Here is a 14,909-nt window from a genome sequence, read left to right as displayed (position 1 = left end):
TTTATTGATACATTTTTTTATTTTTTAAAACTTATTGTGTCCAGATATTTTAAAGCCAAATTATCAATAAGAAATTTAGTTAATGAATAGTTTTTGATAGTAATTGAATTGACCAAATCATTGTTTTCTACAATATAATATTTGAACCCATTGACGTATTCTATTGGTGTTTTTAAGGATTCAATAAAATAATTATTATCGAATAAACTATTTATTTTATTGATTGTAAATTCTTTACGTTCTATTTTTACTTCTTTTTTCAGCATTGTTGTTTTTCCTGAAATAGCATTTAGAATACCATCAAATGAGACAGTAGTTTTCGTGCCAAATTTATTGCCACCACCAGTTGCTGTATATAATCTTCTTTCCGCAGGGGTATATTTTTTACCCCTTTTGAAGTTATCCCTAAACTAACTGCGCTTATTTTTTTGTATCAATAATTGTAACTTCTTCAAAAAATAAGTCAGTTTTTCTAATTTTATCAAAAATTTAATTTCATTAAAATCTTCTTTTTTTAATTTTATTTTTAATCTTTTAAATTGAATTGAAGAAAACTTTAATGTATCTCCTTCATTGGCTGGTATTATGAAAGAACCATCAAATTCTATTGAAGAAGTTAGGTTTGTTTTAAGATTTTCAATGTTAATTGTACTTAAATCGTCCGCATTTGCAATAACCTTTCCATTTAAATATTTGGAGTTCATTAATTGAGCACTCGTTTGAAGCACAACAAAAAAAACAAACTATATTAAAAAAATGGCCTCATTGTGATGTAATTGGTTGCTTAATTAGTTTTTAAATTGATGTTTGAGTACCAGCTTAAAATAGACTAATGTTGCGATTCAAGTTGACTTTTTTATTTGATTCTCTTTAATATTTATCTGTTATTATAAGTTATTTAAAAACTGCTTTTTTGTTCCGCATTCATTGGAGGTTTAATTCCTAATAATTTTGCAACTGTTGGTGTTATTTGCAAAGAATAAAAGTTTTTTAATTCCTTTTTTGGGACATCTGGTCCGATAGCATAAAAAATAGACTGTCCTTCACGAAAAGTTGCTAAACAACCGTGAACGGCTCTTCCAGTTTCGTTCATTGTACCATTCAAAAGAAAATTTTTAGTTGCCTCGTTTTCGCTTTCAAACATTTTTGGGTCAAATGAGTTTTGCACAAAAAAGTTTACTTCAGGTAACAATTTATCGGATATTGAATATCCTGCATTACAGCTCACGAATAAATCACCGGAATAATCTTCATTGTAGAGACCATATTTTTTTTGCTGCTGCTGATTGGCAACAAGTTTAAAAATTGACTCTCCAGTTTTATTGTCTTTTAATGACTTTAGGGATTCGGTCAATTTCTTTAATAGCTTTTCATAATCAACGGCTTTTATTTTTTCTTTATTAATGTATATGTGTGCAGCCGTTCCGCTAGATACTGATGTTATATTTTGATTACCATCATTAAAACCAGCTTGTTCAAAATAGTTATTGAGCATTAAAGTGGTGTGAATTGGTATCATTCCGTGATCAGAGAAAATAACGAAATTGGTTTCCTTTGGAGCTGTATTAAAAATCTCAAGTAGATAATTATCAATAGTTTGAAATCTTTTTTTTATATATTCAGCATAAATTTGTGGACGGTTACCATTATCTGCTTTATAATCTATTTGACGCGAATTTGTAAGTGTATATCTGTGTTGCACATCATCAAGTGTAGAAAAATATCCAAATAGTAAATCCCATTCTTTTTCTTTCATTCCTGTTAGAATTAAATCCTTTGAATACTTTGCTAATCGATCTAGTTGCTCAAACCAAATTTTTTCTGATACCATTCCAGTTGTTTGTTTTCTATTTTCAGGTTCACCAGGCCATAAACCACAATTTGATTGTAGTTTTTCTAAAAATCCGTTTGGAGAACCATAAACTTCTGCTGGAGCCGTCATAAAAAGTTGAAACTGACCTGTTTTTTCGTCTGCTTTGAAAATTCTGAAAGACGTATTGTATTTTTTACCATTTTTCACAATTTCCATTCCTGTCCAACCTTCGGATTTAACGATTGCTGAATAACCGTTTTTGAAATCAGTATCAGTATCAATAAAAATTTCAGTAGGTTGATTAGTTAAGTACATTGGATTAAACATTCGATCCTTTAGATAAAAATATAGTGGTATTTTGAAATTTCCTGAAACTTCAAAAATAGCTTTTGATGGACTTTTCGTTGTTGTTTTTAATTTAATAAAATTTTCGGTATCCATTTGATTGATTACATTGTCAGTAATTTCTAAATCCATTATTAAGGATGGACCCGAAATTGCTGGGTACATAAGCATATAATCTGTCATTCGGTTTTTGTTGGTGTAGTCTAAACCTACACCTGCTAAAGTCATCACTTTTTTCCCTTGCCTCATTGCTGCCTGAAAGATTGTTTCAGCAGCAATTGGTTGGCTAAAAGCAGATAATTTTGGACTAGACCAATTTTGCTTATTATTTCGAAATGTGTTTCCAACAATTCCTGTTTTAGATGGAGAAGCTCCTGTAAAAATGGAAATATGAGAAGGTCCAGTAGAAGCGACATTTATAGGCAATACTGTTTCAGCATAAGCACCTTTTTTTTTCATTCGTGCAAAAGCACCATCAGCAGGAAGCGTTCCATCATCTAGGAATTTATCGATAAGATAATCTGGTGTACCATCTATTGAAATCATAACAACTCTTTTTTTAGGAGTTTGTGCATTTGTATGACTACTTATTAAAAATAACAGTATTAATAAAATGCAATTAAAAGTAACTATATTGGATAACTCCTTATTGGAAATTCTAATTTTATTGTTTTGTAATGACATAGTTTTCTTGATTAAATTTCTTGTAAAACTATTGTCAATACCTTTTTAAACCAGTATCATTTAGATAATATTACTACCATTTTGATAATTGTTTCTATATTCTTTGGGTGTTATATTGGAATGTCGTTTAAAAAATCTAGTCAAATGATTGGATTCAGAGAAGTTAAACAAATTTGCAATTTCGCTTATATTTAATGTTGAGTATGCCAACATAGATTTGATTTCAAACATTATAAACTCGTCAATCATTTCAGAACAGGTCATACCAAATTGTTTTTTTACACATTTATTTAATGTTATTCTACTCACTCCAAGTTTTTGAGAATAAAAATCGATTGTTCTGTTATTTCTAATCTCACTTTGCAAAAGCTGTTTGAACATAAATGATGTTGTATTATTTTCTGTTTCAGAGGACAATAAATGTATTTCAGAATAAAATCTATTCAATTTTATTAGCGTAAAATATAGTAATGATCTAATAATATGTTCACTGTCGGACTTGAAATCTTTTAATTCAAGAAGTATATCTTGAAACATCACTTGAAATTTCAGTAAATGTGTGTTAGAAATTTTAATAAATAACGGTTTTGTTTTATTATAGAAATACTGTAATTTAAAAGAGAATAGTTTATCTGAAAAAAAGTTAGACAAGAAATCATCCTTAAAAAACAAAAAATGGCATTCAATTTTAGACTTATCTAAATGCCATTTTCTATTTTGAAATGGGGAAATAAAAATTACTGTATTATTTTCCACATTAATTTTCTGATTATCAAGCTCTAAAAAACCATTTCCTTTAGAAAAAAATATTATTTCATAAAAATCTGTGGTATGTAGTATTGGCTCAAAAAAATAGTTTGAAATATCATTATAACTACCAATGTCCATTAGTAATTCTTTGCCATACTTGTTTTTTACAAATTGAAAATGTTTCATGTCTTTACCAATATTTCTGAATTGTCATTTTTTACTGTTTTGCATCCTAAAACTGTTATTACTAAAAGTTAACTGATATAAATGTTTTTCATATTGTTAAATTATATTGTTCAGGAATGATCATTCCATTAAAATGGTTCGTAAGTCCATAAATGATTAATAGCAATACTAAAACGCCAAAAATTATTATTACAATGGACTGATTTTTTGGAGTTAAACCAAATATTTTATTTTTCATTTTTTTGTTGTGAATACTTGATAGATGGCTGAAAAATGCCATTATTGCTACTGAATAATATGGAATAAAAAACAAGTTTAAAGGAAAGATATTTAAGCCAGCTGCTCCAAAATAGATATTAGTGTCGAGCTTTAATATTCTTCTCCCTATCATGACAGCACCTATATGAACAATAAAAAAGAATGCAAGATATAGACCTGAATAGATGCTTAATTTTTCAAATTTTGAATTTGTTTTTTTTCGATATTGAATAACCGTTTTGGTTCCTGAAACAATTTGTATCACAACTGCACTCAATAGTATTGTTTCAATAAAAATATTTCTGTAAACAAGTCTCATAGATTTCATTATTTCAATGTGTTTTTCTACTCCAAAAACACTAAAGACATGATTAACTAAATGAAAGCTAACAAATAACGAAATTATTACACCAGAAATGTAATGGATTCTTTTTGTAATCATTTTATATGAGATTGGGTATATGTTAATTGTCTTCATAACTAATTCAAATGAAAATATAATGGTGGATTTATAAACCTCTTTGGGTTTGGATGACTCTTGTTTTTTAGAGTTGCAGCTTTAAATAATAACTGAGATTACAAGTATTAATACAGTTTTTATTATGAGTTTCATTTTTTAATATATTTGATTTCAAAATCATTAGATACTCATTGTTTTTTCGTTTTGAAATATTATTGTTAGCAAAACAGCAATTAGTATAAAGCTAAATTCCATTCCATTGCGACCTGCTCCAACAACAAACCAGCCCTCTTGAAAATGAATTGTTACAATTCCTGCAATTAAAATTAAAATATTAATGATACAAGAAATTCTTGTGTATTTGTTTGTTAGTAGAAGAATAGAAGTTATAATTTGACTTATAATAATTGTCCAAGCTATGGCTACACCAAAAGGGGAAAAACCAATTTCATCTAAAAATAGTCGCCCAAAGTCGTTCACATCATTACCTGTAAATATTCCGTGCAAACTATGTGATAGAAAAATAATTGCTACTGCAATTCGTAGTATAAAATTGTTGTTTAGAACTTTCATTGTTTTTTTAATTAAAATCAGTTTAGTTTTCGTGATTTTCTTTCAGTTTCCTCATCAAAAGTTTTATCTCTTTATATTTTTCTAAATTAAAAAGAATTTGAAAATTTGATTAGCTTGGTTTTGCTTGACTTCCTGCTAATATACCTACATCAATGGTTAATTCTATACCTATTCTAACGCCAGGAACTTGTCTTAAATCTTTTATAGTTTCTTTTTTTGTTAGTATTTTCAGTTATTTTAGCCCATTGAAGTGCAAATTTCAATCAAAAATCCATCAAGATCTCTAATATATGCAACAATTTGTCCCCAAGGTTTTTGTTTTGGTTCCTCAATAATTATTCCGTCATTATTTTTTACGTTTTCAATTGTTTCTGCAACATTTTCCGTCACAAAACCAAGTTCAATTCCAAAAGGTTTATTTTTTAAATCACTTTCTAAAAATCCATTTTTCAGATTTGAGTTTGCAAGATTTTTTGAAGCAAATGAAATTGTTGTTTCTCCTGTTATAATTTCACCATAATCGTTTTCTTTGGTTACAAACTTTCGGGAAAAACCAAATGATTTTTCATAAAACTCGATTGATTTTGTTACGTTTTCAACGTATAGAATTGTGTAAGTATATTTTATCATTGTCTTTTTTTTGAAATTTAATTTTTATGATTTGTTATGTATTTCTGAAGTTTTACGTACAATGACGGCTAACTTCTCATATTGTTATTCTTTATGTTTCCAAATTGGAATTTTTATATAACTTTTGTTATGCCATTTTATTTGTAAAGGTTCTTCTGCATCTTGGATATTTTCTTCTGAAACTGGTTTTCCAGAGCCATAATTGATAATTTCAAATGGATGTTTGTTAATATTAAGCAAAATAACAAGTTGACTTCCTTTGCTAATGTTTTTACTTATAAATCGTGTGTTATTAAAAGGAATACTTTCTTTTCTATTTGGTTTTAGAAGTTGTCTTTTAGTATTGTCTTTTGCATAACTTGCTCTGCCTACATAGCGAGTAAGAAAAAAATATTTTCCATCTGGCAATAGTTCATACAAAGCCATTGAAATGTCCATATCTTTTTTATTGATTGTTGCAAATAAATTTCCTGTAAATGAACCACTAATAACGAAGTCACTTTCTAAAGGTATTGTTTTATAGATTAATCCATTACTTGCATTAAGTGTATCAAAAATAATTTCAGGAGTGTAATAATTATTTTGACTTTCTCTATCTTTAAAATCTACAGTTTGTTTTTCGAATTCTTTCTTTTTAGGTTTTTGGTTAACCAATATTTTATGGTCTAAATAGAAGGTTAATGTGTCATTATTTATTTCTTGCAATGATGGTGTGTGTTTCCACTCATTTGTTCCCATTACTTGATAATTTACTTTGTCTTTAAGTAATTCAGGTTTTGGCTTATTTTTTAAAATATAGTCTAACCATTCAAAAGCCAATTCTCTCATATTTATATTAGCAACAGGATCAATTTCATAGCCCATTAGATTTTTTTGGGGTTTACTTTGTCCACCCCAATGATCATAGGGTCCAATTACAAAATAATGATTTGCATTTTTGTTGTATTTATTGTGTAATTTAAAATATTGAATTGCTCCAATTTGTGAACCATCATAATAGCCAGTTGTTGAAAGAATTGGGATATTTATTTCTGCATATTCTTGAGGAGTTGGAACCATCGATTGCCAATAGGAATCATAGTCCGGATGCTGTAACCATTTCTGAAAAATAGGGTTGGGTTGACTTCCTAGACTATCTAAGCTTCTAAATGAAGCTCCTTTATTAAACCATTCAAAAACTAAACCTCTATCGTAGGGTTTGTTTTTGTATATATTATCATTTGCCCAACCTAAGATGTTTCCATAAGGAACATTGTTTTCCATTGGGGCATCAAAACCTGGCATGACTGCTACTTGAGGCACAATAGTTTTTAAAGCAGGATGAATGTTTTTTACCGTTGCCCATTGCGAATAGCCAGAATAACTACCCCCATACATTCCTACTTTGCCATTACACCAACTTTGTTTACTAATCCAGTCGATAATATCATAAACATCCGTTCCTTCGTGTTCATAAGGTGCGTATTCTTTTATGCTGGTGCGAATACCTCGTGCATAAGCAACGATCCCTATATAGTCTCTGTTTGCTGAAAGTTTGGCAAAAAAATCGTCTGTCTTACCTTGATAATAGGTTGTATAAAAAAGAACAACAGGTAAAGGTTGTGAGTTTGTTTTTTTGCGAACAATTATAGCAGAAATGTCTATTCCACATCTAGTTGGTATAGAGACACTATCTTGAATGATGTAAACACTCTCATTTGTATTGGTTTGTTGAGCATACATTTCTACTTGTAATACCCATGCGGTAAATAAATATACTAAATACTTCATTTTTTTTGATTTAATTCTTTTTTCTAATGTATGATAGGTGCCATAAATCTGCCGTCTGTTATTTCTATAACTTCATGGGTTTCTTCATTTTTCATTTTTCCTGAAAAAGTACCTTTTATAGAAACATCCGAAATTTGTGTAATAGTTATTTTGAATTCTTGAGGATCGAGATATAAACTACTAAAATACGTTTGAGTTACATTATTAGAATAATTAGCTGCTAGATCATAATTTGGATTACCATTTGCTATTGGCTGTAAATACGTCCCTATAGTTATATTATTATCTACATATTCTATTTCAAAACTAAATTGGTCTCCTTCTTCATTAGGATTACCTTTATAGCCGCCTATTCCAATATACTCTATGTTACTATTATCTGGATTCTTATTTTTTGCAAAAAAAAGATTTTGATTAAATTTTCTTGGTTCGCCATTTATTTTCATTTCTAAATGATAGTTTGTGTTGGAGTTTTCATCATTGGAATTGCTGCAATTTGTAAATAAAGCAAAAAATAATATTGCTATTAAAAGGAATCTTAAATTAAATTTTTTCATTTGTTGTAATATTAATTATTAAGTTATTTAATCTATTACCATAAAATTGGTTCAAGATTTTTACAACCACTAGTATTTATTTGTTTAAGATTATAGCAATCTAAACAACTAAATTTTTTTAAGTTCTTCAGTTGTCTAATATCAATTGTTTTCAATGGATTGTATGATAATGTTATAAAGCTAATCTTTGTAAGTTGTTTAAAATCAATTGAAACTATCTGATTATTTTCTAACCAGATTTGTTCTAGGTTATCGCAGCCTTCTATTTCTATTTCCGTTAATCTTGAATTACTTGCATCAACAATCTTTAGATTTTTTAAATTCTTTAAATCTAATTTAGGAGTACGAGTACTTTCTATATGTAGTTCTTCTAATTTTTTGAATTGTAAAAAATCAATATTAATATACAAATCTGGATTATTATGAAGGTAAATGTGTTTTAATTCTACAAGACCATTTATATTAATTGATTGAAGCAGGTTGTTATTAGCATAGAAATACTGCAACTTCTTTAGTTTACTAACATCAAGGTTTTTAATTTGATTTCCGTAACAACCAAACTCAATTAAGTTTGTGAAATTTGAAAGACCTTCTAAATCTTTAATGCCTTGATTTTTGACATACAAAATAGTGACTTTTTGAGCTTCATTTTTTTGAATTTTTCCATCTCCATTTAAATCAACTCCTTGTGTCAAGAGTTCTCTTTCAAAAGCCACATCAGGAATATTAATTGTCTGTGCCTTTACAACTGAAAAACAAAAAAAAAGTGTTAATTGAGCTATTAATTTTTTCATTTTCATATCGATTAGTTTTTTATGGTTGTTTTTACTATTTCACCTTCACTTGTTATTTCAGCAGTACTAGATATGTACTAGCCCTTAATTTTGTTATAACTATATTCCTGAAAGATGGGTGGGCCAGAAATATAGCTACCTTCAAAAGTTGCTGAGTTTTGACCGTTTTGTTTAATACTTTTGTTCATCAATTGATTTTGTGATTTCTGATTTAACTTTACCAGTATGTTCAGTAGATTTTGATTCAATAAGCATAATTAAACATTCAACTTTTGAGGAAACTCTGTGATTTTCTCCTTTTTTCACTATAAACAGTTCACCTTTTTTCAGTATCAGGCCTGGCTGATTTTCAATTTCCAATAGAAGTGCCCCTTTTACAACGTAGAACAATTCATCTTCGTTTTTGTGATTATGCCAAGGAACTTCTTGCCCTTTTATTTTTACGACTTTAATATATTGGTCATTTACTTCACCTATAATCTTTGGTGAAAAATAGTTATCAAGACCTAAAAAGGCATTTTTTAAATTCATCTTTTAAACAATTTGCCTTTTACAATTTTACCCTCTTTTTTGGCAAGATAATAAAATGCTATACCGATAAATAATAGAAAAGATAAAGTAAAAATTGAATTTTCAATTCCAAATGCACCCCCTGTTAATAATTCAGGACCTGTAAATTTAGATTGTATTATAGTACCGTTGTCAGTTCCCCCTGTGAGATTGGAGCCATAAAAAGGCTGAGCAAAATTCCAACCTATATGGAAGAAATAAGGTAACCATATTCTTTTGGTATATATAAACATCATTGACATGGTAAACCCCCAAATCAAATATAATGATAGATCAAATAGTTTGAAATCGGGATTGGAAATGTGTTGTAATTCTACCAACATTGCAATAACAATGGCTATGTGAGTACCTAACCAATTTTCTATCTCTCTTAAGATTAATCCTCTATGAAATAAGTCTTCAACTATTGCAGCAAATAGTATTACAGTGAAAGTCCTTACTGAGAATTGAGTAGTTGTAATACTAAAAAACTGATAGTTTCCTAATAAGTATAAAATGAAAATAGATAATGAAATTGTCAAAAAACCAAAAATAAAACTCCCGAACATTTCTTTGGGGAAATATTTTAGGGATAGTTCGGTAATTTTTCTTTTATCATATAAGCGGAATAAAAAGTAATAGTTAACTATTAATAGTATTGTGGAAATAAAAATAATAATTGGATCAGCAATACTTTTATCTGTAATAATGCTATAAAAAAATGGTTTTAAAACAAAGTTTTGTATAACTACAAATAGTGAAAAGCAAACAGTTATTCCCAAAATTATTTTTGTAATTGGGAAATACAAGATTTGTTTGATTGAATTTTTCATAATAATCAGTTTTTAATAATTGTTGTTGCAACTTCTCCATCATTTGCTATTTCTGTAGTACCAGAAATGTAATACCCATTAATTTTATTATAACTAAATTCCTGAAAAATGGGTGGGCCAGAAATATAGCTACCTTCAAAAGTAGTTGAGTTTTGACCTACATAATATGCACTCTTTTTCTCTTTTACTACATTTAAATAACCTTCAATATAATATTTTCCTGGTTTAAGATTTGTGAATTCAAATGTTCCATCATTTCCATCTACTTTTGTTATAATTCTATATGACAGTGCTTCTGGTGAAATACTTGCTCTCTTTTTTCCTTTATTGCCAAACTGCTTTTCTAATTCTAAATATTCTGAAAAATAATCAGTTAAAGGAAAAATTGCTACTTTCATAAAATAGCCAACGTGCTTTCCTTTAAGCATAGCAGTCCCTTTGATTGAGCTTGTTCCTGTGTTATCTAGAAGTTTTTCAACAACTCTTTTATCAAATTCAGCTTTTGGGTATACATATTCCACTTTTTTTTGAGCCAATGAGTAATTTATGGATATCAAAAAAAGTATTGCCAATAAGTTTATATGTTTCATATTTTTAATTGTTTCTGAGTCTAGTTTGCTTCTATACTTGTGAATATATTATATGTCTTTATTGAACTGTATAGTTTAGACTTACAGTTTCACTTAAGCGAAAGTATCCTAGAGGATTGCTATTGGGATTTGTTATGTTAGTAATATTTCCTCTAACTTTTGTTGGTGGAACTTGAAACGGACCACTATTTCCTCCTGAAGAAGCACCAATTAAAAGCGTCATATAGTTATAATATCTTTTAGTAATACCATATAATGAGCAACTAAATTCACTTCCAGCGATGAGTTTTTCATTAGTATATAAGCCAACCATATTACTGTTTTGATTAAATTTATCTCCTAATATTTGATATTCTGGAAATGGTGTTACATTAGTTTCATAACGTAATAAATAAAAATTATCTTGATTTGAAATATCGTTAAAGTTTGTTTTTAATCCAATTTGATCATTATTCAACCCTAAGTCATTTTGTTGCTCAATGTTAGTAATATCAGGAGCTTGTAATAATTTTTCTTCTGCGGTATATGTTTCACCATTGTATATAACAGTTAGAAGATAGGTTTCGCCTATTAGAGGTATAAAATTACTGCAAGTGTATTTTCCCGTATTGTTTACAGGAATTGTTTCTTCGATAAAATTAAAAGTTACATTTGAACTATTAGTTATATATACTGTGGCTCCAGAAACTTTTGGAATTTCCCTTTGATAATATCCTGTGGTAGTAGATAATTTTATAGTTTGAACATTACCTGAAGTGCCTTTTGCCCAATTGATGGAAGCATCAATAACTAATTTAGGTTCTGAAGTTGTCAAATCAACGTTAATCACTTCTTCACAACTTACAAGAGTAATAATTGATAAAAGTATTAGTAATTTTTTCATTTTTATTAAAATTTAAAATTATAAGTTACACCAGGTACTATGCCAAATATTGAAAATTTAACAGCTTCATTAGTTCCTGTGTCTGCATTTTGTCTAAAATTAATTGATGCAGCATTTAGTCTATTATAAATGTTGTAGACACTAAATACCCATTCGCCTTGCCAACCTTTTTGTTTTTTAGGTTTTGGAGTATATGTAGCAGATATATCTAAATGATGATAGGCTGGAAGTCTATTTTCGTTACGCAATCCAAAACTTGGTACAATTATGCCGCCGTACTCATATTGTCCATCGGGAAACGTAATTGGTTGTCCAGACTGTAAACTGAAAATTGAACCAAAGCTCCATTTATCACTTTGCTTGTAAGTAGCAGTAACTGATAAGTTATGCAGTTTATCAAAACCTGTTTTATACCATTTCCCATCATTAATTCCAGGTTCATTTGCATTCCTGCCAGGAGTTTGTTGTTCGCTTCTAGAAAGCGTATAAGATATCCATCCTGAAAGTCTTCCTTCATTCTTTCTCAACAACATTTCTAAACCATATGATCTTGCTTTTCCATTTAATATAATTTGCTCCAAATCATTATTGGCCACTAATTCAGCACCATCGATATAGTTCACTATGTTTTTTGCTTTTTTGAAAAACGCTTCAATTTCTAATGAATAAGAATCGTTCCTAATATTTCTAAAAAAACCTAAAGCATATTGATCTAGAATTTGAGGTTTAAAAAAGTCATCACTTGGTGACCATATATCGAGCGGTGTTGGAGAACTTGTATTGGAAATAAGATGTAAATATTGCGCCATTCTATTGTAACTTACTTTAAATGAATTTTTATCATTTAAACTATATGCCATCGCAACTCGAGGTTCAAAATTTCCAAAACTTGCTATTGTTTTATTTTTGCCATAATACTTTGTTCCGATTGGAGTTGCATTTTCATAGATTTCAAATTCATCATTATATATTACAGCTTGGTTGTTTTGGTAAACATTAACATTTTGTTCACCCAATCTATAAAACATACTGTATCGTAAACCATAATTAATAGATAAATTAGTAGTTACTTTTTGTTCTATATCTAAATATGCCGACGGTTCAAAAGCATATTTTTTATCTAGTTGTTGCTCGACTATTCCAGAAGAATTATCGATTGGTTCAATTTTACCTGGATTGAAATTATAATATTGAGCATTTATACCGTAGGTTAATTTAGTAGAATTACTTAAATAATGCTTTAAATCATATTTTAGATTAAAATTTTTAATACCACTGTTCCAATTAAATCCAAAAAAATCAAGTTTTAAACCATAATAATAATCACTGTATATAAGCGATAAATTTGAAAATATTTTATCTGAAAACAAATGATTCCATCTCACATTGACAAACGAATTACCATACGTATTTGCAAATCCACCATTAAAATTAAAGAAGTCACGACCGAAGTAACCAGAGAGAAAAAGGTTATTGTTTTCATTGAGCTCATAGTTTAATTTAGTGTTAAGATCGTAGAAATATGCAGAGTTTTTATTGTTTGCCAATTTTAAAAATAGATGTCCATAGGATCCTCGACCCGCAATTAAAAATGAACTTTTACCTTTTTCTATAGGTCCTTCAGCCATTAAACGACTTGAAATAATTCCTATTCCGCCAGAGAATTTAAATTGTTCTTTGTTCCCTTCTTTTTGGTAGATGTCTAACACTGATGAAAGGCGACCTCCAAATCTTGCTGGAATCCCACCTTTGTATAATTTTAAGTCTTTTATTGCATCAGAATTAAAGATGGAGAAAAAACCAAATAAATGAGACGTATTGTAAATTGTGGCTTCATCAAGTAATACTAAATTTTGTGAAGCTGAACCGCCTCTCACATTAAAACCAGATTGTCCCTCACCTGCACTTGTAACACCGGGTAGCTGCAAAATTGATTTAATAATATCTACTTCTCCCAGAACTACTGGCATTTGCTTAATAGCTTGAATAGAAAGCTTATTTATGCTCATTTCGGGTTTTTTAATATCAATTTTTTTTCTGTTTTCTGTGATAATAACTTCTTCTAAAGTTTGACTCTCTTCAATTAAATTAAAATCTTTTTTTATACTTTCTGATAATGAGATATTTTCCTCAAAATACTGATACCCCAAAGAACTTATTTGCATTGTATAATTACCAGAAGGAATTGTTAGCGAATAGAAGCCATAAGTATTTGTACTTGTACCAATTTTAAGTTGAGGTATATAAATATTTACTCCGATTAGAGTTTCGGTTGAATTTATATCTTTTATTGTGCCACTAATCGTGATTTTTTCTTGAGAATGGATTGTGTTTATAAACATTATAATAAATAATGTTATTACTATTTTTATGTTCATTTTTTTGATTGATTTTTAATTCTCTCTTATCATTTGAATTTTACTACCATTTACTTCCGTTTTCCATAATTCTCTATTTTCTTTGTCGATAAAGTGTGTAGTCTCCAGTTTCAGAATTTGGATTATAGTTAAAAGTTTTATTTCTTCAGCAAATCCATCATCTAATGGTGGTCATCTTTTAATGATTAGGTTTTGTTGAGAATGTCCCATATAATTTATTTTTTAATAAATCGTCATTTGCTTTAAGAAGTATTATTTCACTTTAACGCAAAATATTCTATCATCTAACTTTATTGCATCTGAATGTAAATGTTTGAGGAGCATCAACAAGACCATTTACAAAAGTTCTTTGTAGCACAACTTCATTTGGGATATTAACTACAAACTTTCCATCAACCTCAGTAACCGTAGCATTGATATTCGTATCAGTAGATTTATAAATTGCAGTATTTCCAGAGCTGTTACTTATAGAACATTGAATGTCCATATATTTTAATAAAGATTCAGCTCCTGATGTTGCTGCTGATTTGATAGTGTAAGTACCAATAGTATTTGTATTAAAAGCGATATCAAGACTTGAAGCCACATATATACCATTTAGACTCACTATATTGGAGTTTATATTGATTAATGTAAATGGGTTACCATTTGTATATGCCGATAACTGTTGATTAGACACAGCTTTTGTGTATGTATAATCGGCTAATTTCCATGTGTTTTCAGAAGTAATTGGTACTGGAACTTCTATTATAGGATTATTATTATTATTATTATTATTATTGTCATTACTACATGAGGATAGTACTGCTAAAATAGAAATAAGCATAATTATTTTTTTCATAGTATTTTATTTGTT

The 14,909-nt window shown here is 28.7% G+C and carries 15 protein-coding genes; all 15 read right to left on the bottom strand.

The annotated features are described in order from the left end of the window. Positions 1-17: 17 nt before the first annotated feature. Positions 18-266 carry a hypothetical protein gene (locus tag ACHRVL_RS17535; protein WP_395414764.1) on the bottom strand — a complete coding sequence of 83 codons (249 nt, stop codon included), beginning with the start codon at positions 264-266 and terminating at the stop codon, positions 18-20. A 632-nt stretch (positions 267-898) separates the two neighbouring features. After that, positions 899-2,704, bottom strand: a complete 1,806-nt coding sequence (locus ACHRVL_RS17530; RefSeq protein ID WP_395414763.1) for an alkaline phosphatase family protein — start codon at positions 2,702-2,704, stop codon at positions 899-901. A 198-nt stretch (positions 2,705-2,902) separates the two neighbouring features. Continuing rightward, positions 2,903-3,778, bottom strand: a complete 876-nt coding sequence (locus ACHRVL_RS17525) for an AraC family transcriptional regulator (RefSeq protein WP_395414762.1) — start codon at positions 3,776-3,778, stop codon at positions 2,903-2,905. An 88-nt stretch (positions 3,779-3,866) separates the two neighbouring features. Continuing rightward, positions 3,867-4,478, bottom strand: coding sequence for a hypothetical protein (locus tag ACHRVL_RS17520; RefSeq protein WP_395414761.1), 612 nt, complete (start codon positions 4,476-4,478; stop codon positions 3,867-3,869). Between the two features lie 198 nt (positions 4,479-4,676). Further along, complete coding sequence (locus ACHRVL_RS17515; protein ID WP_395414760.1) at positions 4,677-5,069, bottom strand: DoxX family protein; 393 nt, start codon at positions 5,067-5,069, stop codon at positions 4,677-4,679. A gap of 237 nt (positions 5,070-5,306) precedes the next feature. Next, positions 5,307-5,699, bottom strand: coding sequence for a VOC family protein (locus tag ACHRVL_RS17510; RefSeq protein ID WP_395414759.1), 393 nt, complete (start codon positions 5,697-5,699; stop codon positions 5,307-5,309). A gap of 84 nt (positions 5,700-5,783) precedes the next feature. Further along, complete coding sequence (locus ACHRVL_RS17505) at positions 5,784-7,469, bottom strand: CocE/NonD family hydrolase (RefSeq protein ID WP_395414758.1); 1,686 nt, start codon at positions 7,467-7,469, stop codon at positions 5,784-5,786. 23 nt (positions 7,470-7,492) lie between these two features. Continuing rightward, on the bottom strand, positions 7,493-8,026 hold the full coding sequence (locus ACHRVL_RS17500) for a hypothetical protein (protein ID WP_395414757.1): 534 nt from the start codon (positions 8,024-8,026) through the stop codon (positions 7,493-7,495). A 35-nt stretch (positions 8,027-8,061) separates the two neighbouring features. After that, on the bottom strand, positions 8,062-8,826 hold the full coding sequence (locus ACHRVL_RS17495; RefSeq protein WP_395414756.1) for a leucine-rich repeat domain-containing protein: 765 nt from the start codon (positions 8,824-8,826) through the stop codon (positions 8,062-8,064). Between the two features lie 165 nt (positions 8,827-8,991). Then, entirely contained in the window at positions 8,992-9,351 is a 360-nt protein-coding gene (locus tag ACHRVL_RS17490; protein WP_395414755.1) for a cupin domain-containing protein, read from the bottom strand. Continuing rightward, on the bottom strand, positions 9,348-10,202 hold the full coding sequence (locus ACHRVL_RS17485; RefSeq protein ID WP_395414754.1) for a lysostaphin resistance A-like protein: 855 nt from the start codon (positions 10,200-10,202) through the stop codon (positions 9,348-9,350). The genes ACHRVL_RS17490 and ACHRVL_RS17485 overlap by 4 nt, the downstream gene beginning before the upstream one ends. 5 nt (positions 10,203-10,207) lie before the next feature. Further along, the gene (locus ACHRVL_RS17480; protein WP_395414753.1) at positions 10,208-10,792 is read right to left on the bottom strand and encodes a hypothetical protein; all 585 of its coding nucleotides are present in this window, start codon (positions 10,790-10,792) and stop codon (positions 10,208-10,210) included. 58 nt (positions 10,793-10,850) lie between these two features. Next, complete coding sequence (locus ACHRVL_RS17475; protein WP_395414752.1) at positions 10,851-11,675, bottom strand: DUF4249 domain-containing protein; 825 nt, start codon at positions 11,673-11,675, stop codon at positions 10,851-10,853. A 5-nt stretch (positions 11,676-11,680) separates the two neighbouring features. After that, entirely contained in the window at positions 11,681-14,053 is a 2,373-nt protein-coding gene (locus ACHRVL_RS17470; RefSeq protein ID WP_395414751.1) for a carboxypeptidase-like regulatory domain-containing protein, read from the bottom strand. Between the two features lie 280 nt (positions 14,054-14,333). After that, entirely contained in the window at positions 14,334-14,894 is a 561-nt protein-coding gene (locus ACHRVL_RS17465; protein WP_395414750.1) for a membrane lipoprotein lipid attachment site-containing protein, read from the bottom strand. Positions 14,895-14,909: the final 15 nt, after the last annotated feature.

This window comes from Flavobacterium sp. FlaQc-28 (assembly GCF_044007415.1).
Classification (GTDB): domain Bacteria; phylum Bacteroidota; class Bacteroidia; order Flavobacteriales; family Flavobacteriaceae; genus Flavobacterium.
This window is presented reverse-complemented; position numbering and strand designations above follow the sequence as displayed.